Below are 18,556 nucleotides of genomic sequence, written 5' to 3' on the forward strand. Positions count from 1 at the left end.
CTTTGATGTGAGATATGGATCGCCCATGCACAATTCAGACGTAACCCCTAAACCTAACATGAATACCGGATCGTCCTCCTTCAACTCTTCGTTACCCGCGTCTGAGTCACAGACCCGTTCATTTTGCGATCGCCATTTAGGCCCGAATCGCAACGATATTCAGCAGATGCTCAAACTGTTAGAAATCGATGACTTAGATACCCTAATTGAGCGTACTATTCCCCCAGCGATCCAGCTCACTCGTTCTCTTAACCTCCCCACTGCCCAAAGTGAATCGGCTGCCCTGAATACCCTCAAAGCCATGATGGGCAAAAACCAGATTTTTCGCTCTTATATTGGCATGGGCTACTCTAACTGTATCACCCCACCGGTCATCCAACGCAATATCCTGGAAAATCCCGGCTGGTATACGGCTTATACTCCCTATCAAGCGGAAATTGCCCAAGGTCGTCTGGAAGCCTTACTCAACTTTCAAACTTTGGTGATTGATTTAACGGGGTTAGAAATTGCCAATGCTTCCTTACTCGATGAAGGTACTGCCGCAGCCGAAGCCATGAGCATGAGCTATGGTATTTGCAAAACTAAGGCTAATCGCTTTTTTGTCTCCCAAGACTGTCATCCCCAAACGATTGAAGTGGTGCAAACCCGCGCCCAACCTTTGGGTATAGAATTAATTGTTGGAGATCATCGCACCTTTGATTTTAGCCAACCGATTTTCGGGGCCCTGCTCCAATATCCGGCAACCGATGGCACAATTTACGACTACAGTGATTTTATTGCTAAAGTCCATGAAGTCGGCGCTCTGGCGACTGTTGCGGCTGACCTTCTCAGCCTCACCCTGCTGAGACCTCCGGGAGAAATGGATGCGGATATGGTGGTGGGGAATAGCCAAAGGTTCGGGGTTCCCCTGGGCTATGGCGGCCCCCATGCGGCCTATTTAGCGACCCGCGAAGCTTATAAGCGGCAAGTCCCCGGTCGTATTGTGGGTCAGTCTAAGGATAAGGATGGCAAGCCTGCTCTGCGGTTAGCGCTGCAAACGAGGGAACAACATATCCGCCGGGATAAGGCGACGAGTAATATTTGCACGGCTCAGGTGCTGCTGGCGGTGATTGCGTCGATGTATGCAGTGTATCACGGGCCGGAGGGCTTGAAGGCGATCGCCGAAACCATCCATCAACAGACGCTCTGGTTGGCGGAAGGTCTCAAGCGTTTGGGCTATAGTTTGCCCGATAGCCAGGTTTTTGATACATTACGGGTAAACTTGGGTGAAACCGCATTAGAGAGCCTATTAGCCGCCGCTCAGGAGAAAAAAATTAACCTCCGCACCCTGGATGAAAAGACCGTGAGTATCTCTTTGGATGAAACTACGACCCTTGCGGATGTGGTGGACTTGTGGGAGATTTTTGCCCGTTCCCTTCGACTCCGCTCAGGGAACGGTGAATCAGAGAACGGTGATTCAGGGAACGGTGAATCAGAGGGCGAAATGGTCACCGAGCGGAGTCGAGGTGACCTACCGTTTACAGTAGAAGAAATTCAGGCTTCTGCACCGGCTCCAGATTTTGGCAACTTCACGCGCCAAACCCCTTACCTGACGCATCCGGTGTTCCATCAGTACCACTCGGAAACGGAATTGTTGCGCTATCTGCATCGCTTGGAAGCTAAGGATTTGTCCTTGACTACCTCCATGATTCCCCTCGGCTCTTGTACGATGAAACTAAATGCTACAGCCGAGATGATCCCGGTGACTTGGCCGGAAGTGGGGCAAATTCATCCCTTTGCACCCTTGGAGCAAACCCAAGGCTATCAGGAAATGTTCCGTCAGTTGGAAGACTGGTTAGCGGAAATTACCGGATTTGAGGCGGTTTCTCTGCAACCTAATGCTGGGTCTCAGGGGGAATATGCGGGATTACTGGTGATTCGCGCCTATCATCAGCATAACGGAGAGGGCGATCGCCATATTTGCCTGATTCCAGAGTCCGCCCATGGCACGAACCCAGCTAGTGCGGTGATGTGCGGGATGAAAGTGGTGGGGGTAAAATGCGATCGCCAGGGTAATATCGATTTAACTGACCTCAGAGCCAAAGCCGAGAAACACAGCGCTAAACTCTCCGCGCTCATGGTGACCTATCCCTCGACCCACGGTGTATTTGAAGAAGCCATTCAGGAAATCTGCGAAATTATTCATAGCCATGGCGGCCAAGTTTATCTCGATGGCGCTAACATGAACGCCCAAGTCGGTCTCTGTCGTCCTGGAGACTATGGCGCAGATGTCTGTCACCTGAACTTGCACAAAACCTTCTGTATTCCCCACGGTGGCGGCGGCCCGGGCATGGGGCCCATTGGCGTAGCTCCCCACTTGGTTGACTTCCTCCCCGGTCATAGCGTGATTGATTTGGGCAAGACTGAACAGGGAGCCGTAGCAGCAGCCCCTTGGGGAAGTTCTAGTATCCTGCCCATTTCCTGGATGTACATTGCCATGATGGGGTCTCAGGGGTTAACGGATGCGACGAAAGTAGCGATTTTGAATGCCAACTATATCGCCCATCGTCTTGACCCCCATTACCCGATTTTATACACCGGTAAGTTCGGCTTAGTCGCCCATGAATGTATTGTGGACTTGCGCCCCCTGAAAAAATCAGCCGGTGTGGAAGCGGAAGATATCGCCAAACGGTTAATGGACTACGGGTTCCACGCGCCTACCATGTCTTGGCCGGTTGCGGGAACGATTATGGTTGAACCCACCGAAAGTGAGTCTAAGGAAGAGTTAGACCGCTTCTGCGATGCCATGATTGCCATTCGCGAGGAAATTGCGGCCATTGAGCGGGGAGAGATGTCTGCGGAGGATAATTTGCTTAAAAATGCGCCCCATACGGCCCAAATGCTGTTAGCGGATGAGTGGACGCATCCCTATTCGCGCCAAGAAGCGGCCTATCCTGCGCCTTGGACAAGGGAGTTTAAGTATTGGCCTCCGGTGGGACGGATTGATAATGCGTTCGGCGATCGTAATTTTGTCTGTTCCTGCGCTCCGATGGAAGCGTATTCCTAGGGGATAGAAAGTCAGTAGAAACTGGGTGATAAGATGGCATGTAGGGGCGAAAAATGTTTCGCCCCTACAGATTTTGGAAACACACCAGCAATGGGTAGAAGGGACTGATGCTTAATGAAACGAACCGAGCCAGACTGACAACAATTAAGGGGATGCTCACTGATTTTCTTGAGGGCGTTGTCGGCGATCGCGATTGCGCTACTGAACTCACCCGCATCTATATCTCAGAGTTAGCCGAAATCATGAGTCGCTATAAACAGAAACCTCCATCAGAAGACGACAAAGTTACAGCCTTACCTAACATAGACTTATCTTTCCGTGATAGAACCATGACTATCAATCTGAATTGGTCAAACATATACGCAACATTACAAGCAATATCCAGGGGCACTGAACTAGAGATGCTTGTAGGAACCAAGAGAAACGCTCAAGAGCAGGTGGAGCCAATTATGAAGAAGTGCTATTCAATCCCCATCAAGCCAGAACAACTCAAAGGGGAGTACGACTTTTAACAAAGTCTCCAGACTGAATCCTATCTAGCGATCGCAGAAATTTAAAATTTAAACCTCCTTACACATGACAGTATATAAGGAGGTTATTGGTATGTTTAGTTATTCAACCTTGCACTCTACAGGTGAAAAACAATGAAATATCCAGGTTAGTTTCCTTATCCACGCTGTTGGTTGCGATCGCTGCTCACCTGGGTGGGGTTGGTTGTGTGGGGCGCGATCTTTGTTGTCATGTTGTATCCGATGACCAACTCCCTAAGTTTCTTTGCCATACTGGTAGATAGTGAAATCGTCACCTCTATTTCCGGGTGGGGCTTCTTCTTGTCGTTTCTCTTTGCCCTATGGATTGTTCTCATTCTCCCAGGAACCATTATGGGATACATCAGGAAGACGGGAGAACCCATAGTAGAAAAGTGGAGAAGCTACACGGCAAAAGCGGAGAACCAGCCCAAGAGGAGAACAGCACCATTTTCCTATTGGCTGCAAGGGTTTGGGGACTTCTCCATTGGCGCGATCGCCATATATCTATCCCTACCATTTTTGACCAGTAGATACAATCATGACTTGACTAATGGAGAAGCTACTCTCATGTTAGTCTCTAACTTGACCATACAAGCTTACTTCTATCAAGCCCGTAACCTAATCCAAGAAGTCAGAAATCGCCGACAAGCCGAGCAAGAAGAAAAGCGAACAGCAGCTAACCGCCAGCGAGAGGAGCAACGCAGACTCAGAGAAGAACGTCGCGTAGCTCGGCTACAGGAGCAGGAAGAGAAGCGGCGACGGAAACAGAAAAAAGTCCAACCGCAGAAGAAACAGACTACAATTAAGACGAATGGGACGAAACTGAAGGGCGATCGCCAACCAGCCAAGAAAAAAGCTGCTCCGCCCCCAGCATTTCCAGAAGAATTCCTAGAGCCAACCGATCTTATAGATACCGAATTAGAGCAACTGCGGAAGCAAATGGAGGACAATCGATAATACCATCTAGAGAATTGTTAGATAGTAAATTAACCACTAAAGGAATTACAGCGTTTTGCGGGGTAATGAGGTACAGCAAAAAAAGATCCCCCCTTGCCCCCCTTAAAAAGGGGGGAATAGGAAAGTCCCCCTTTTTAAGGGGGATTCAGGGGGATCTAGATGTACCGCATAGCAGCGAAAATTGCTGTATCACTTCGCTCTCCGATGAAGAGCGACAATATTTAGAACGTGAAATTCGCAAATTTTCTCTAGCTAAACAAATCGAAGATTTAGAATATATAGCGCTTCGCCCTCGTCTAGTTACAAGTTAGAATAGAGAATGTACAACTTTCGAGCAGGTCTACTCGCGATGGCAAGTGCTTATAGTCAAAAAATCCGAATACGGGCCTTGGAGCTGATAGGAAATGGTGTACCAATCAGCCAAGTGAGTCGGGCACTGAAAATTAGCCGCCCAACCCTTTATAGATGGAAAGAAACCAAAGAAAAAACCGGTTCGACAGTTCCTAAAAAAGGCAGACCTCCAGCTCAACCTTGTGGGATTAAAGACTGGGAAAAGTTCAAAGAATTTGTCGATGCTAACCCTGACAAAACTCAAAAAGAATTAGCCAAATTATGGGGTGATGTCAGTCATCATACAATTAGTAGAGGGTTAAAAAAAATGGGTTACACTCGTAAAAAAAAAACTTATGGTTATCAGGAAAGATGTGAGGAGGAACGGTCTGAGTTTAGGCGTAAACTAGCTCAATATAGATCAAAACAGGTAATCTACATGGACGAAAGCGGGATAAATAATAATGAAAGCTATCCTTATGGATGGAGTCAAAAAGGGGAAAGATTATATAGTATGCGACCCGGAAAACGCCAAGATAGATTAAGTATTATCGGCGCTTTATGTGACGGAAAAATCTTGGCTCCGATGGTATATCAAGGATATTGCACAGCCAAGGTGATCGAGACTTGGTTGGAAAAATGTTTATTGCCAGAGGTGGAAAAAGGTCAGGTAATTATTATGGATAATGCTCCTTTCCATAACTCCCGTAAAATTAGAGAACTAATTGAAAAAGCGGGATGTGAATTGCTGTTTTTGCCTACCTACTCTCCTGACTTAAACCCAATTGAACATTGGTGGCAAAAAGTAAAGACAGCAATTAGAAAAGAGTTGCCTCTTCATGACTATAATATTCATAAAGCAGCAGACGCAGCATTCCAGTATTTGTAAATAGACCAGCGCGAAGCGCTATAAGCCTTGTTTTTCGACAACTTCTAGCAGGGAGTGGTAAGTTTTCTCAGATAAAGTAATCGTATAGTTTGACATAATTATACTCAATTCGCTCGATCCTATCTTAACCCCTAGCTTCTGATTCGTCATAGGATTTAGAAACCGGGTTTCTCCCTGGGGATGCTGCCTCCTATTGAGGTCGAACCAGAAACCCGGTTTCTCTGCGCGGGTGGCGATCGCCAAATTTTAACTCAAGGAATAACTTCAAAAGCATCTTTATCATATAGTCGATAAACATAAAAATCACTGTCTAATGTAAAGATTCGCTTAATCTTTTGACTTTCTGCCACAGCAACAAGAGAAGCATCAGCTAAATCCATAGGCAAGTCTTGATATTTTTCCATCAAAACTTCCATGCGTTGACATTCCGCTTCATTAATTGCATAAAGAAACAAAGCTTTTCTATTGATGAAATTCCATAAGATTGCTTGTGCTGACCAACCTCGTAATTCTAATAAGAAATACATCGCTTCAGTAAAACAAGGCCATGTTGTTAAGAGAGGCTCAGTTAGGGTTTTGTAAGTTGCCACACATCGAACATGGACTTCTCCCTGGCTTTTATCAATGAGAGCAATGAGAGGCCCGGTATCAACTAAAATCATGGTCTGTGTAGTCCTTGTTTAGATAATTTTCTGGCAATCTGTTCCCCAAAATCAGTTGGCGTAAACTCATGATGAGGCTCTGCGCTACTCTCAATAGCCCCAATTAAATCATCTATTTTTTCCCATAAAGGTGGCTCTTCCGGCTGGGGCTTAGGAAGTTGAGCCACTATCCAAGCTTCAGGAGTTAAGCCTTGTTTTTCGACAACTTCTAGCAGGGAGTGGTAAGTTTTCTCAGATAAAGTAATCGTATAGTTTGACATAATTATACTCAATTCGCTCGATCCTATCTTAACCCCTAGTTGCTAATTCGTCATAGGATTTAGAAACCGGGTTTCTCCCTGGGGATGCTGCCTCCTATTGAGGTCGAGCCAGAAACCGGGTTTCTCTGCGCGGGTGGCGATCGCTTGAGTTAGAATATAGATGTACCCTCCATCCTCCGAAACTATGACTCCAACTCAATATCAACTCTCCCTCAACTTTGAGCAAGTTTTAACCTTAGTCAAACAACTCCCCGAACCCGAAAAACTACAATTAAGTCAAGAACTGGCTAGAGAATTGTTAAATAGTAAATTAACTGCCCTTTTAGAGTCTTTCAAAACGGATGAACTATCCCTAGAGACAATTACTCAAGAGGTTGAAGCTGTAAGAAGTGAAATCTATGCTCAACAATCAGCCCGTTAAAGTTATTATCGATACTAATCTTTGGATTAGTTTCCTGATTGGCAAGGAATTAGGGAATCTCAAAGAATTACTCGTCAGTCAGAGCATTGAAGTAGTCTTGTGCGAGCAAATCAAAGAAGAAATTAATCGGGTGACGCAAAGACCAAAAACTGCAAAAATATTTTTCAGCAGAGAAGGTTCAAGAACTGCTAGAGTTTTTAGGGATTATTGGCGTATCTATAGACATTGTATCAGAAGTTTCTGTTTGTCGGGATACCAAAGATAATTTTTTGTTAGCATTAGCTCAAGATAGTCAAGCCGATTTCCTGATTACAGGAGATGCAGATTTATTAACTTTAGGGGAATTTGCCGGGACAAAAATTATAACTTACCAGGATTTTTTAGCGAGGATTTAGAAACCGGGTTTCTCCCTGGGGATGCTGCCTCCTATCGAGGTCAAACCAGAAACCCGGTTTCTTTGTACGGGTGGCGATCGCCACCCAATGACTAGAGATTTTACGCAATTTTCCTGGGTTAAACTGGAATCAGGCGGTAAAAAGTTTAGCAGCAGAATTTTTAGCCCGTAGCAATTTACCCATTAGAGCAAATTAGCAGCTCTTCAAGCAAACCCCACCGGTTGATAGGGTTGTCTCTCTCCTCCCCATCTCCCCACTCCCCCATTTCCTTGTACGATAGAAGATCGCCCGATAAAAATTTGAGGATAAACCCCCATGGATGACAGCTTAATGTTAATGATTCCCGGCCCTACTCCAGTGCCCGATCCAGTGCTGTTAGCGATGGCTAAACCCATTATTGGTCATCGCAGTGGCGACTTTAGCTTGATTATGAAAGAGGTGACCGAAAACCTCAAGTGGTTACACCAAACCCAGAATGATGTGCTAATCGTCGCTGGTAGCGGAACCTCAGCCATGGAAGCCGGTATAATTAACTTCTTGAGTGCAGGCGATCGCGTTCTAGTCGGAGATAATGGTAAATTTGGCGAACGTTGGGCAAAAGTTGCCAAAGCCTACAACCTAGATGTAGAAGTAATTAGCGCCGAATGGGGACAACCGCTCGATCCAGAAGCCTTCCAGGAAAAACTCGAAGCAGATACCCAAAAGCAAATTAAAGCGGTAATTATCACCCATTCAGAAACCTCGACAGGGGTACTCAATGACTTAGAAACCATTAACCGCCATGTAAAAACCCATGGAGAAGCCCTAATCATGGTGGATGCAGTCACCAGTTTAGGGGCGATTAGCGTTCCCATTGATCGATGGGGGTTAGATGTGGTGGCATCCGGTTCTCAGAAAGGGTATATGATTCCTCCCGGTTTAGGATTTGTCTCCGTCAGTTCTAAAGCATGGGATGCTTATCAGAATGCCACTTTACCCAAATTCTATTTAGATTTGGGCATGTATCGCAAATCGGCTGCTAAAAACAGTAATCCTTTTACCCCCCCTGTCAATCTATTTTATGGTTTACAAGTGGCTTTACAGATGCTCAAAGATGAGGGATTAGAGAATATTTTTAGCCGTCATCAACGCTCAAAATCTGCCATTCGCGCAGCCGTAAAAGCCTTGAATCTACCCACATTTGCCCCTGATGAAGCCGCAAGTCCTGCCGTGACTGCGGTTGCACCGGAGCGAGTGGATGCAGAACAAATCCGTTCAACCCTGCGGAAACAGTTTAATATTGCTTTAGCCGGTGGACAAGACCATTTGAAGGGTAAAATTTTCCGTATCGGTCATTTAGGATTTGTAGGCAATCGCGATATTCTCACTTGTGTTGCTGCCCTAGAAAGTAGTTTGCAAATCTTAGGGGATACTGGTTTCACCCCTGGTGCAGGCGTAACCGCAGCCGCGAAGATTTTAAGTTAAAGCACTACTGTTGTGCTTAACAAGGGGCCTCCAGCCCCTTGCCTCCTATTTCCAATAGTTCAACCGATTCCTTGTTTATGGTTTAACAGCCAAATCCAGCAACTCATCTAGAGAATAGGGACACTCTTCTGGAAAATCCACCTTATTTTGAGTTTTGATCTTGACAAAACCTAATGCATCTTGATAGATAGAGTCGAGTTCTGATTCCAGATAATGTCTTAAATTTGTGGTTAATTTGCGCTTGAGTTGCACTCGGAACGTATACAGTTCTCCTTGCCAATGAACAGAGTTATATTCCGCTTCAGTTTTCCAATAGTCTAGAAACAGTAAATGACGAATGATTTGCTCTAAAAGACTAGCAACAGCATTTTTCTTTTCTCTACCCAACTCTTCTAATTCCTCAACTAAATTATCTAAATCTAGATGTTCAAAATTTTTATTTCTCAGCAATTCAATCGTTTCTTCTAACCATTGAAAATCATCCACTTCATAAATCAGTTTCAAGTTATTCATATTACACTTCCTTTGGTTGTCATCAAATTCGATCAAATTATAGTCATTTTCAATACAAATTAGACATAGTTTTAGGGGCGAACGACTGTTCGCCCCTAAATATTGTCCCATGCTTAAAAGACATTAATTCGGAGCTAACTCAGTATTCAGCTCATTCACCGCTTTAGGAACACGAGGTTGAGTATTTTCTCTGGGGGGAAAATCAAATAAATCCCGTAAAGCATCATCAACCGTTTCAAAGGGTACATTACCCGTGGCTTCAAAGACCACTTCACCTTGGGGATTGAAGAGGACAGTTTGAGGAACTTTGCCTTTATAGTAGTAGGCAGCTTTAGTAGTATTTTTACTCGAATCAAAGATGATTTGATCTACACTCAGGGGCACAAAATCCACAATACGCCCATAATAGGCCTGAAGCTGGGAGACCACTGATGCATACTGCTTACAATCTCGGCTATCATCAAGATAGAACACCAATAAGGTGGCCTGGTCTCGTTTTAGGGAATCTTCAAACTCGACTCTAGGGGGAACAAGGGAACCATTACCCCCATAAAGAGCAAAAATATTACCATCAAAGGTATCTTGGTTCATTCCGGCAATCGCCTGTGGTGTCCCTAAACCCAAGAACCAAGTAATACACAGTACCATCAGCAACAAACATTTACTCACGAACGTCTGTTTCCATCGATCAATCTGATTCAATAGCATTTTATTACGGATTCCCAACACACTCAATGGATAAGGAACTATAGGATTACCCAAAGGCTACCATACTTTCGGTCAATTCTCCGAGCCAATTGAGGCGATTGTCCCTAAGTTCGCTGAGTTTCTGTTCTCACGCTTTACCCTTTTCCTGTTAATCTATTTCTATTTTCTATGCTAATTATGACTCGCGATCGTATTCAAAAACTTGGCTTGTCTTTAAGACCGATTCGCCAAAATTTATTAAAATTTGACCAAGATCGGGGTATTCTGCGCTTTTGGTATCAGGGAGAGGAGCCTTATTTTGATGTTTTTTTTGAGATTCAGAATCAAGAACTAATTTGGTTTCAGTTGACCTTAAGGGGAAAGTGCTTAACTTGGCATCAAGGTCAAGGGATAGAAACGGGATTTACGGAAGAGGTAAATATTAATCCAGAACGTTATCCTGCGAGTAAATTGATCAAACCTGAAGCACGGCTAGACCATGCCTTTGTTGATTTAGCTCACGAAATTTTGCTTACTCGATCGACGGAATATCCTTTTGATTTAGCCTTGCAAATTTTTCAAGATGATAATTATCGCCAGCAGCAATGAATGCTTTGCGAAGCGCTATATTAATCATTTGGAACGATCGCCATTACCACTTAAGCGACTGTCTGACCAAGAATTACCAATCCCTTGCAGCACTCCCCGTGCAACTAAGCCAATTCCTCTGCCAATAATATGAGTTAAAACATAAATTAAAACTTGACCCACTGAAGCGACTAAGGCTTGCAAACGGGGAGCGATCGCATCTCGACCTTCAAGGACTAAAGTTACCACTAAAGGCCAGCCTTTTAGTCGATCTAATTCTTCGCGTCTGGGGGCATAAATAGAGACTTTTTGAATCCCTCGACCCTCTAAAACCAATAAGGAATACTGGCTTTCAAAAATAGCTTTTGGTTCTCCTAACCACTGTTGTTGCCGAGATCTCCAGGATAAATCATTCCGAAAACGCTCAATTTTGCGACTGGTAATTAATTCCTGATCGTAAAAAATTTGTTTAACGGCTAAGACATCGGCAAAATGATTGAGCAGAGGATTAACTACCCCATTTCCGAGCTGAATAATTAAGTTTTGGGTTAACATTTCTGCTCGCTTTTGAGCTTCTGGGGTTCCGGCTGCATATAAGCGGTTATCAATCATTAAGGGCAGTTCATAGACTAAATAATTAATTAACTCTAGAAATAGGGGTATTTTATCTAAATATTCTGCTTGAATTCGGTCTATATCCTCTAATAAAAGGGGAACAATTTCTACTTCTTCCCCTTTGACCATAATCCGTGAATATTTGCCGAAAAATTGAGTAATTGCCCCAGACCATAAATCCCGTAATAAATCTATTTTTTTGCTGACTAATTGAGCATCTTTAATCTGGGAAAATTGCAAATCTTGCAGGAGGACTTCAATTTCTTCTAAAATCACTTGCAAGAGTTCTTGGCGTTTTTGGGGTTTTAAGATATCTAACTCTAGGGGAGTGTGGGTTAAATTGTTAAACTGAAATTGCAAATGAGCCGCCGTGGTTTCCAGAACTTGCTGACGGGGGGAAATGGGGATTAAGGATTCACTTGAAGCTAGATCTAAGATAGGGGGCTGAGAGGGAACTAGGGGTGGGTTAGGAGGGAGATTGTTTTCTCGAATGTCCTGAAATTCTACGGTTTTTAAGCGGGGGGCTAACAACCACTGAATACACCATCGGGCGGTTGATAGCTCCCGCAGTCGTCCGCGAATTACAGCTTGTTCTAATACGGATAAATTCGGTTGCTTAAGTTGCAATTTTAACTTAGATTCGACTTCCGAGATGGTTCTGAGTCCCCAAAGATACCAGCGATGTTTAACCGTTGTCCACCAGGAAGAGCGATCGCCTTTTGATAAGCCCTCTGATAAAGAAGGATCAACCCTCACCTGATAGGATTCTCCCATAGCCACCTGTTTGAGCGTTGCCAGCAACTGGCTCCGATCCGCCGTTTTGGGACAATAACCCTCTATACCCACCTCTTGAGCCGTTTGCCAACTGACGGAACCTGGATCGGTTAACAACACCAGTCGATATTGGGGATACCAACGTTTCAGATTTTGGCAAAACCTCAGTAGAGCATCCTGGGTTAACCCAGATGCTAGGGCAGAATCGAGGACAATGATATCTACTCCGGGGCGATCGCTAACAGATAACCGTTGGGCTTGCAGATAGTTGAGGGCAGCACTAGGGGTTTCCAGTTCAGCGATCACCTTAATCTCAGGATACGATCCCAAAGCGGTCTGAAGCCCCAGGCGGAAAATCCGACTGGGAATGATTAGCACTAGGGAAATAGAAGAGGGTTGAGAATTGCTCATAGGACACTTGATGAAGAGACCAACGGGAGGTTTACCAGCTTAGGGGAAAACCAACACTTTGCTCAACCCCTCCTTAGAACTGTGGCTCTGGACTATAATCTGAAGGCTCAGATGCCGGTTCATCAACGGATTCCGGCTCCTCATAAACCGGCTCCTCATAAACCGGCTCCTCATAAACCGGCTCCTCATAAACCGGCTCCTCATAAACCGGCTCCTGATTAACCGGTGGTTGATCAACCGGCTCCTGATTAACCGGTGGTTGATCAACCGGCTCTTGATAAACCGGTTCTTGAGGTACGGGTTCCGGCTCTCGATAAACCGGTGCAGGAGGAGTATATAAGGCATCTAGTTTAGCCTGCCAACGGGCGATCGCATCTTGAGCCTCATAATAAAGCGGTCTACCCCAACCGACCCGAGAAGCCGTGCGAATCGCTTCATTGTAACGACCCAAAGACGCTAAATATTCAGCATCCTTGAGATTAGACTTATCTTGAGCCGTTTGAATTTCCAACTCCCACTTATAAATAATATCTTGGGCTTGACCATACAAAGCGCGATCGGAAGCAATTTTTTGCGCCATCTCAATAGCTGCCAATAAATCTCCAGCCTTAGCCAAGGATTCCGCCCGCTCCAGAATCGGCCCATCCTCAATAATCTCAATCCGCTTATTCCACTCAGCGATTAAGGTTTGAGCCTCCAAGCGTAGAGGATGACCCGGCTTGATCTCGGCAGCTAAAGTTTTAGCTTGTTGAAAATCCTCCAGGGTTTCCCTAGAGGCCAACTGACGAGCCATAGCCAAAATGGGGAGAGCTTCTAGACGCTCAACCTCTTTGCGCCAATGGGCGACTTTCGTTTGAGCTTGAATGCGTCGAGGCCGGTCAACAGAGATCATTTGGGCAAAATCTTCTGCCTGTTTGAGCGCGATGGGTTGCCCAACACTAGCAATCAGATTAGCAAACTGAAGTTGGATTTCATCTTGCACCTGCTGTTGCCAATCCTTAATTTTGGCTTGGGCTTCTTCATAGAGGGGGCGATCGGGTTTAATGCGAGCGGCTTGGGTTTGGGCGACTAAAAAGGCTCCTAAATTATCCTTTTGAACCGTATTAATGGCTTCTCCTAGACGGACAAAATCTTGAGCCTCTGCATAGCGAGGGGAATAGCTAGGAATTTTCTGGGCAATAGAGATCGCCCCTTCGAGATCGTCTTCTTCTAACCGCTCTTCTGCCTTTGCTAGGAGTGCGCGACTCCAAGTGGCGATTTCCTGCTCTGCCGTTTTCCGCATCAAACTATCGGCCGGAATTTTATTCACCCGCTCCATCGCTTCGAGCAAATCCGCCACTGTGTCATAACTGGCAAAAGTGCGGGCATCCTGCAACTGTTTCAGCTGTTGTTTTTCCGAGGCGATTAACTGAGAGACTTCTAAAAACCGTTCTTGACTCCAGAAGGGGTCATCTAATTTACCCAACAGAGTCACTTGTTGGTAGGCTAGAGTCCAATTTTGAGTTTCTATAGCCTTAAGCGCCTTCTGATAAATCTCTTGACCCGTTTCCCAGTCCGTTTGCCATAACTCAATTTTAGTCTGAGCCTCAGAATATAAGGGGCTAGTCTCAGGGACTTTACGAGCCATCTCGATCGCCTTTTCCAGATTACCCGCCTGTATTTCCTGGCGGGCAAACTCTAAAATTGCCTTTGACCAATTGGTCATCAAGCGCTGACTTTCAGCATAGAGGGAATGGCTAGAATCCCATCGATCCACAAAAGCGATCGCCGATTCTAGATCCTCCAATTTGCCCGAAAGGGCCTGCTGTTCCACACAATAGAGTTGCTCCCCATCAGCCGCCAATGGAGATAGCTCTTTACAATCTGGAGTGGGAGGAACACGAGTTAACAGCCAAGTAGCCACAAACCCAGCACTACCAAACATGAGGATAATCATCAACCACAACAGGGATAAGCCCATGGCATTGAGGGTTGTGTTTTGGCTTGAGGGACTCGATGGAGTCTGTTGGGGGGGGTTAATAGCGGTTGAGACTTCTTTCATAGACTTTGGGAGAAATGGGGTAACGGATGTACGGGATTAAAGATCGAGATGTAATTCAAGTTATTAAACTGTGTTTCAATCGTTTAGAAAAGAGGTAAATCCTAACCCAGAGTTGGAAATCTGGATCAAGTCAAGGGAGATGGACGATATAGAGTTATAGACCAGTTATAAACGAACCAGAGACTCTAGAGTCTCTGGCCTTGTTCTAAAGTTTAACCGTTGTTTAGTGTAATGGGTTTTAGTTCGTAAAACCCATCCCACTCATCTATCCCCAGCTTACCCTTGTGTCCTCTAGGCTTCGTTCTGTATAGTTTGAGGCATAAAGAAAGGGATGCAGCAGTGCCCCGATTGAGAAAGGTTGTCTTAACCCTTCTCCTTTTCCCCTATTCAGAGGGTTTTGGGGCAATTCAGGCAGCCCCACCCAGATGTCACCCCTATCTTCCGATTGTTAATTTGGGAATGGTAAAGATTAATGAATGCTCTTATCCCTTACTCTCTCCCCAATTAGCTCTCAGACTATTTGCGATCCGGAACCTGTAGTAATGAACTTCAAGATTTATGATTGGCTTCAAACTTCTAATATTAGTCTTGGCTCTCCCCAGCCAAGTCGTTCCCTGGTCAGTTCTAGCTCCATACCTGATCGAGTGAGGGACTCCTATCCTACGCCTATTAACCTTCATCACTTGAGCCAAGCTGATTTAGCGGGTGTAGCGTTTCGACTGGTGCAAAGCCTGCATCAACAACAATTAACCAGTTTCCACACCAATATTCTGGCAGAATTTCTGGAAAGACCCCTATCCATTGGGCGATCGCATCTTCGTCCTTTAAGTCAACTCACTGGGGCGATGATCCAGGTTGAAAGTCAGTATAAACCCATGCCACGCAACCATAGCACCTGGTTAGCCTTAGAAATTGCCTATCTCGATGGCTTAGAGAATCTCTTGATTCAAGAAGAAACCCTTGGCAAACCCTGGTTAAATCGCAGTTGGATTACCCAATTTACCGCTTCTCCCTCAACAGAACAGGGCAATACCCCTTGGGTTTCCCAAATTGAAGTCATTCACCGCAAACGACTGACTGATTTAGAAACGGAAAAAATTCTCTCCAATTTAGCCCATGCTCCCATTATTGGCCAAATTCATCAAGCCATCCAAGCTTGGTTAGTCGCTAATGGTGCAGAAGAGCGAGAAAGCCAATTATTAGGGCAGCGACTACATCAAGGCTTATTCGGACAATTGCTGAAAACCGTTGCCCAATATCATATTTATTTACCTCAATTGCAAAAATTTGTTCGCATTGGCGATTCGAGTCAGGGATTTTATGGTGTCGGAGCAGGAGATTATGAACTCTTAGAACCGGCCTCACCGGGGGCACGAGCGATTATTGATTTACCCAGGGAATTTTATCGAGCAGATTTGCAAATTAATCTGGCTAATCCCTGTTTTGAAGAATCTTTTTCTTGGTCTAAACTGTATGTCATCCCTAAAGGATTACCCACCAATAGTCCTGAATCAGAAAAAAGTATGTCCTTACTGGATTGGGCGAATCAACAACTTGCGGATACCTATAGTTTAGCTTTAATTGAAGGGGCATCAGGCTTAGGGAAAACTAGCTTTTGCCAATGGTGGGCGGCAGAAATTGCCCAAAAGGTTTATCCTGAATGGATGCCCATTGTCATTTCTTTGGGTTCAATTCAGTTAGGAAACTCCCTAGAAGAAACTCTCGATTCAGCATTCAAAAGAGCAGAATTCACCCGCAATGATGGCTGGTTAAAACCAGGATTACCCCCTTGTTTATTAATTTTAGATAGCTTGGATTCCATGCCCTATGGTTGTGTGGGTGACGATCCTTATCAGAAATTACTCGAACAAATTGCCCAATTTCAACAACAACACCGCGACCCTAGGGGATGGCCTCGTCATAAAATCATTTTAACCAGTCGTTCTGATTTTCGCTCTCGCCTCGCTTTAGAACAAAAAATTCAACCGATGGGAAATCAGAAACTAGAAGCCGGTGTGGGATTACTCAATGGGGTTTTAAAAACAAGATCTCCATTAAAAATATCTCGATTTAAGCTTGAGCCAATGGATTTAGACGCGGTGCAAGAATGGTTTAAAAATTGGTCAAGATTACAAAGTCGAGAAATTGCTAAATCCTATTTTGACTTTCTCAAACAAGCGGGATTATTCAGTAGCAAAACAACAGCTAAGGAATTAGCAGCAATGGTGCGGCAACCCTTAATGCTGTATTTATTAGGAATTTTGCACCGGGATGGCTTTTTTGAGCAAGATTTAATTGAAATTCCCTTTCCAGGGGTAAAATTAGAACTCTACGATCGCCTAATGACCTGGCTGTTCGGTGAGATTACCACTGGACGATTGCGGGGTAGACAAACCCAAAAACTGATTCGCATCGGTTTAGGCCATGCGGGCAGATCCCAAGAAACTATATCCCGCTTCCTTAAAGGTCGCTCCCCCTTAAATTTGCGTATTCTCTGCCAAAATGCAGCCCTTACTTTACTCCAAAGTGAACAACAAAGCCTCAGTAGTGCCCACCTGAGAGACAAGCTGAATATACCCCCATCTGAACCCTTAGATTTACCTTCCTTTTTATTTCAGGCAACCCCGAAGCCGCAAAAGGGAACAACGGAATATCAATTTACTCATCGTAGCTTCGGTGAATATTTGGCAACGGAGGCGATCGCCAAACAACTGCAACCCCTGCTCGATCCCAGTCAAGAAATCGACCTGCAAACCATTGCCCAAATCCTCTATCCTCTGCTGGGATTCGGCCTGCTGCCTTACAATAGCGAAGATCTGCTGCTAGAGCGACTGCAACGGGATCAAAAAAATTATCCCCATTCCTTCAATCTCACGACCCTATGCGATCGCCTGGATCGGTTCTGGGCCAGTTACTGCCAAGGCCAATGGATCGATACCCCCATTCCTAAACAAGCCTACGATGGCTTCCAATCCCTGGGCAATCCCATCAACCTGCTGCAAGTCGATGCTGTCCTAGGAGTCAACCTTCTCCTGCTGCTGGCTGTCCTGGCTCGCGCCACCTCCACCCCCTTCTATCCCTGTGGCATTCCGGATTATCCGATCTCCCCTGAATCTTCCACAGCCCTCGATCTCAACCTACAAACCGGCCCTAAACCCCTCGGCCGTTGGCTTCCTTACAATCCCAATCAACTCCTCACCTTAGCCGGCCGGGTTTCCATCCTTGCCCCCCTCATCTTTTGGCAACGCCTGGGGCGTGACTTCCGTGACCTTCAGCTTCCCTGGGTCAATTTACAACATGCCATCTTACCGAAAAGCCATTTGCAAAAGACGAATCTCCAAGGCGCTAACCTCAGTGGAGCTACCCTCAGTGGGGCCCAACTTCAAGAGGCTAACCTATCGGGGGCTGACTTATCGGGGGTTGATTTATCGGGGGCTGACCTATCGGGGGCTAATCTGAGCCTTGCTAACCTCACGGGAGCTAAATTACAAGGTGCAGCTTTAGATGGAGCTAACTTTAGTAACGCCTGTCTCTACCAAGCTCTGATCGATCCCCAACATCAACACTTTATTCAATCCCAAGGTGTTTTTTGGACTTGGGAACAATATTGTGCTTATCAAGAAGCGAGTTGGACGGAAAATGCTAATGGATCTAATCCGATCCAATCTCCCCAGGATGCTGACTTCTTCCCCTTGATTGAAATCGCCGAAGATGAAACGGTCGCTTTTGAACCAGGGGCCTATTTCAATCGATTAGACCAATCAACGATTGATGATATGGACATTTCGGAGTCTGGTAATGATATGCTGACGGCTGCTTATATGCCCGATCAAATGCCGGATGACGATGAAGATCTCGATGATGAAGAGGATGAGAGTGAGACGGTTTTATATACTCCACCTCCTGGGGAAGAGGCGGACGATGATGATGGCAGTGAAACGATCATTTATCAAGCTCCTGGTGAGGGTTAATC

Annotated in this window: 17 protein-coding genes; 10 read left to right on the forward strand and 7 right to left on the reverse strand. The window is 45.3% G+C overall.

The genetic code is table 11. The features are described from left to right. The first annotated feature begins 25 nt into the window (after positions 1 to 25). The 4 genes from gcvP (at position 26) to AC3FZD_RS12360 (ending at position 5,752) form a co-directional block, all read left to right on the forward strand. Positions 26 to 3,046 carry an aminomethyl-transferring glycine dehydrogenase gene (gcvP, locus tag AC3FZD_RS12345; protein WP_488736315.1) on the forward strand — a complete coding sequence of 1,007 codons (3,021 nt, stop codon included), beginning with the start codon at positions 26 to 28 and terminating at the stop codon, positions 3,044 to 3,046. A gap of 107 nt (positions 3,047 to 3,153) precedes the next feature. Then, entirely contained in the window at positions 3,154 to 3,558 is a 405-nt protein-coding gene (locus tag AC3FZD_RS12350) for a hypothetical protein (RefSeq protein ID WP_488736316.1), read from the forward strand. A gap of 240 nt (positions 3,559 to 3,798) precedes the next feature. Then, on the forward strand, positions 3,799 to 4,533 hold the full coding sequence (locus tag AC3FZD_RS12355) for a hypothetical protein (protein WP_488736317.1): 735 nt from the start codon (positions 3,799 to 3,801) through the stop codon (positions 4,531 to 4,533). Positions 4,534 to 4,882: 349 nt separating this feature from the next. Then, positions 4,883 to 5,752 carry an IS630 family transposase gene (locus AC3FZD_RS12360; protein ID WP_488736318.1) on the forward strand — a complete coding sequence of 290 codons (870 nt, stop codon included), beginning with the start codon at positions 4,883 to 4,885 and terminating at the stop codon, positions 5,750 to 5,752. Between the two features lie 251 nt (positions 5,753 to 6,003). Here AC3FZD_RS12360 and AC3FZD_RS12365 read toward each other — a convergent pair whose 3' ends face one another. After that, positions 6,004 to 6,414: a type II toxin-antitoxin system VapC family toxin gene (locus tag AC3FZD_RS12365; RefSeq protein WP_488736319.1), complete on the reverse strand. Its 411-nt coding sequence runs from the start codon at positions 6,412 to 6,414 to the stop codon at positions 6,004 to 6,006. Then, positions 6,411 to 6,674: a hypothetical protein gene (locus AC3FZD_RS12370; protein WP_488736320.1), complete on the reverse strand. Its 264-nt coding sequence runs from the start codon at positions 6,672 to 6,674 to the stop codon at positions 6,411 to 6,413. Before AC3FZD_RS12370 ends, AC3FZD_RS12365 begins: the two co-directional genes overlap by 4 nt. A gap of 184 nt (positions 6,675 to 6,858) precedes the next feature. On the opposite strand from AC3FZD_RS12370, the gene vap15 reads away from it, so the two are divergent. Genes vap15 through AC3FZD_RS12385 form a run of 3 tightly spaced genes read left to right on the forward strand, consistent with a single transcriptional unit; the run spans position 6,859 to position 7,490 of the window. Further along, positions 6,859 to 7,095 (forward strand): type II toxin-antitoxin system VapB15 family antitoxin, encoded by a 237-nt coding sequence (vap15, locus tag AC3FZD_RS12375; RefSeq protein ID WP_488736321.1) that lies wholly within the window; start codon positions 6,859 to 6,861, stop codon positions 7,093 to 7,095. Continuing rightward, positions 7,073 to 7,360 (forward strand): putative toxin-antitoxin system toxin component, PIN family, encoded by a 288-nt coding sequence (locus AC3FZD_RS12380; RefSeq protein ID WP_488736322.1) that lies wholly within the window; start codon positions 7,073 to 7,075, stop codon positions 7,358 to 7,360. The genes vap15 and AC3FZD_RS12380 overlap by 23 nt, the downstream gene beginning before the upstream one ends. Further along, positions 7,299 to 7,490 carry a putative toxin-antitoxin system toxin component, PIN family gene (locus AC3FZD_RS12385; protein WP_488740336.1) on the forward strand — a complete coding sequence of 64 codons (192 nt, stop codon included), beginning with the start codon at positions 7,299 to 7,301 and terminating at the stop codon, positions 7,488 to 7,490. The genes AC3FZD_RS12380 and AC3FZD_RS12385 overlap by 62 nt, the downstream gene beginning before the upstream one ends. Here the strand turns inward: AC3FZD_RS12385 and AC3FZD_RS12390 are convergent. Beyond that, positions 7,476 to 7,598 (reverse strand): hypothetical protein, encoded by a 123-nt coding sequence (locus tag AC3FZD_RS12390; protein ID WP_488736323.1) that lies wholly within the window; start codon positions 7,596 to 7,598, stop codon positions 7,476 to 7,478. The two genes, AC3FZD_RS12385 and AC3FZD_RS12390, sit on opposite strands and share 15 nt — an antisense overlap. 207 nt (positions 7,599 to 7,805) lie before the next feature. Between AC3FZD_RS12390 and AC3FZD_RS12395 the strand changes: the two genes are divergently transcribed. Continuing rightward, positions 7,806 to 8,954: a pyridoxal-phosphate-dependent aminotransferase family protein gene (locus AC3FZD_RS12395; RefSeq protein WP_488736324.1), complete on the forward strand. Its 1,149-nt coding sequence runs from the start codon at positions 7,806 to 7,808 to the stop codon at positions 8,952 to 8,954. 75 nt (positions 8,955 to 9,029) lie between these two features. Here the strand turns inward: AC3FZD_RS12395 and AC3FZD_RS12400 are convergent, their stop codons facing one another. Beyond that, entirely contained in the window at positions 9,030 to 9,467 is a 438-nt protein-coding gene (locus AC3FZD_RS12400) for a DUF29 domain-containing protein (RefSeq protein ID WP_488736325.1), read from the reverse strand. Positions 9,468 to 9,590: 123 nt separating this feature from the next. Beyond that, positions 9,591 to 10,175, reverse strand: coding sequence for a thylakoid membrane photosystem I accumulation factor (locus AC3FZD_RS12405; RefSeq protein WP_488736326.1), 585 nt, complete (start codon positions 10,173 to 10,175; stop codon positions 9,591 to 9,593). A 168-nt stretch (positions 10,176 to 10,343) separates the two neighbouring features. On the opposite strand from AC3FZD_RS12405, the gene AC3FZD_RS12410 reads away from it, so the two are divergent. Further along, positions 10,344 to 10,763, forward strand: a complete 420-nt coding sequence (locus tag AC3FZD_RS12410) for a hypothetical protein (protein WP_488736327.1) — start codon at positions 10,344 to 10,346, stop codon at positions 10,761 to 10,763. A gap of 24 nt (positions 10,764 to 10,787) precedes the next feature. Here AC3FZD_RS12410 and AC3FZD_RS12415 read toward each other — a convergent pair whose 3' ends face one another. After that, positions 10,788 to 12,542: a DUF3685 domain-containing protein gene (locus AC3FZD_RS12415; protein ID WP_488736328.1), complete on the reverse strand. Its 1,755-nt coding sequence runs from the start codon at positions 12,540 to 12,542 to the stop codon at positions 10,788 to 10,790. A 73-nt stretch (positions 12,543 to 12,615) separates the two neighbouring features. Further along, the gene (locus AC3FZD_RS12420; protein ID WP_488736329.1) at positions 12,616 to 14,583 is read right to left on the reverse strand and encodes a hypothetical protein; all 1,968 of its coding nucleotides are present in this window, start codon (positions 14,581 to 14,583) and stop codon (positions 12,616 to 12,618) included. A gap of 542 nt (positions 14,584 to 15,125) precedes the next feature. Here AC3FZD_RS12420 and AC3FZD_RS12425 point away from each other — a divergent pair. Continuing rightward, positions 15,126 to 18,554 carry a pentapeptide repeat-containing protein gene (locus AC3FZD_RS12425; RefSeq protein ID WP_488736330.1) on the forward strand — a complete coding sequence of 1,143 codons (3,429 nt, stop codon included), beginning with the start codon at positions 15,126 to 15,128 and terminating at the stop codon, positions 18,552 to 18,554. Positions 18,555 to 18,556: the final 2 nt, after the last annotated feature.

The organism is Roseofilum sp. KMC-1 (assembly GCF_057802075.1).

Excerpts from the sequence above, each read along its gene's own strand:
- AC3FZD_RS12355 (WP_488736317.1), top strand. The coding sequence starts at position 3,799 with ATGACCAACTCCCTAAGTTTCTTTGCCATACTGGTAGATAGTGAAATC.
- AC3FZD_RS12425 (WP_488736330.1), top strand. The coding sequence starts at position 15,126 with ATGAACTTCAAGATTTATGATTGGCTTCAAACTTCTAATATTAGTCTT.
- AC3FZD_RS12405 (WP_488736326.1), bottom strand. The coding sequence starts at position 10,175 with ATGCTATTGAATCAGATTGATCGATGGAAACAGACGTTCGTGAGTAAA.
- AC3FZD_RS12420 (WP_488736329.1), bottom strand. The coding sequence starts at position 14,583 with ATGAAAGAAGTCTCAACCGCTATTAACCCCCCCCAACAGACTCCATCG.
- AC3FZD_RS12410 (WP_488736327.1), top strand. The coding sequence starts at position 10,344 with ATGCTAATTATGACTCGCGATCGTATTCAAAAACTTGGCTTGTCTTTA.
- AC3FZD_RS12365 (WP_488736319.1), bottom strand. The coding sequence starts at position 6,414 with ATGATTTTAGTTGATACCGGGCCTCTCATTGCTCTCATTGATAAAAGC.
- AC3FZD_RS12395 (WP_488736324.1), top strand. The coding sequence starts at position 7,806 with ATGGATGACAGCTTAATGTTAATGATTCCCGGCCCTACTCCAGTGCCC.
- vap15 (WP_488736321.1), top strand. The coding sequence starts at position 6,859 with ATGACTCCAACTCAATATCAACTCTCCCTCAACTTTGAGCAAGTTTTA.
- AC3FZD_RS12400 (WP_488736325.1), bottom strand. The coding sequence starts at position 9,467 with ATGAATAACTTGAAACTGATTTATGAAGTGGATGATTTTCAATGGTTA.
- AC3FZD_RS12360 (WP_488736318.1), top strand. The coding sequence starts at position 4,883 with ATGGCAAGTGCTTATAGTCAAAAAATCCGAATACGGGCCTTGGAGCTG.
- gcvP (WP_488736315.1), top strand. The coding sequence starts at position 26 with ATGCACAATTCAGACGTAACCCCTAAACCTAACATGAATACCGGATCG.
- AC3FZD_RS12415 (WP_488736328.1), bottom strand. The coding sequence starts at position 12,542 with ATGAGCAATTCTCAACCCTCTTCTATTTCCCTAGTGCTAATCATTCCC.
- AC3FZD_RS12370 (WP_488736320.1), bottom strand. The coding sequence starts at position 6,674 with ATGTCAAACTATACGATTACTTTATCTGAGAAAACTTACCACTCCCTG.
- AC3FZD_RS12350 (WP_488736316.1), top strand. The coding sequence starts at position 3,154 with ATGCTTAATGAAACGAACCGAGCCAGACTGACAACAATTAAGGGGATG.
- AC3FZD_RS12380 (WP_488736322.1), top strand. The coding sequence starts at position 7,073 with ATGCTCAACAATCAGCCCGTTAAAGTTATTATCGATACTAATCTTTGG.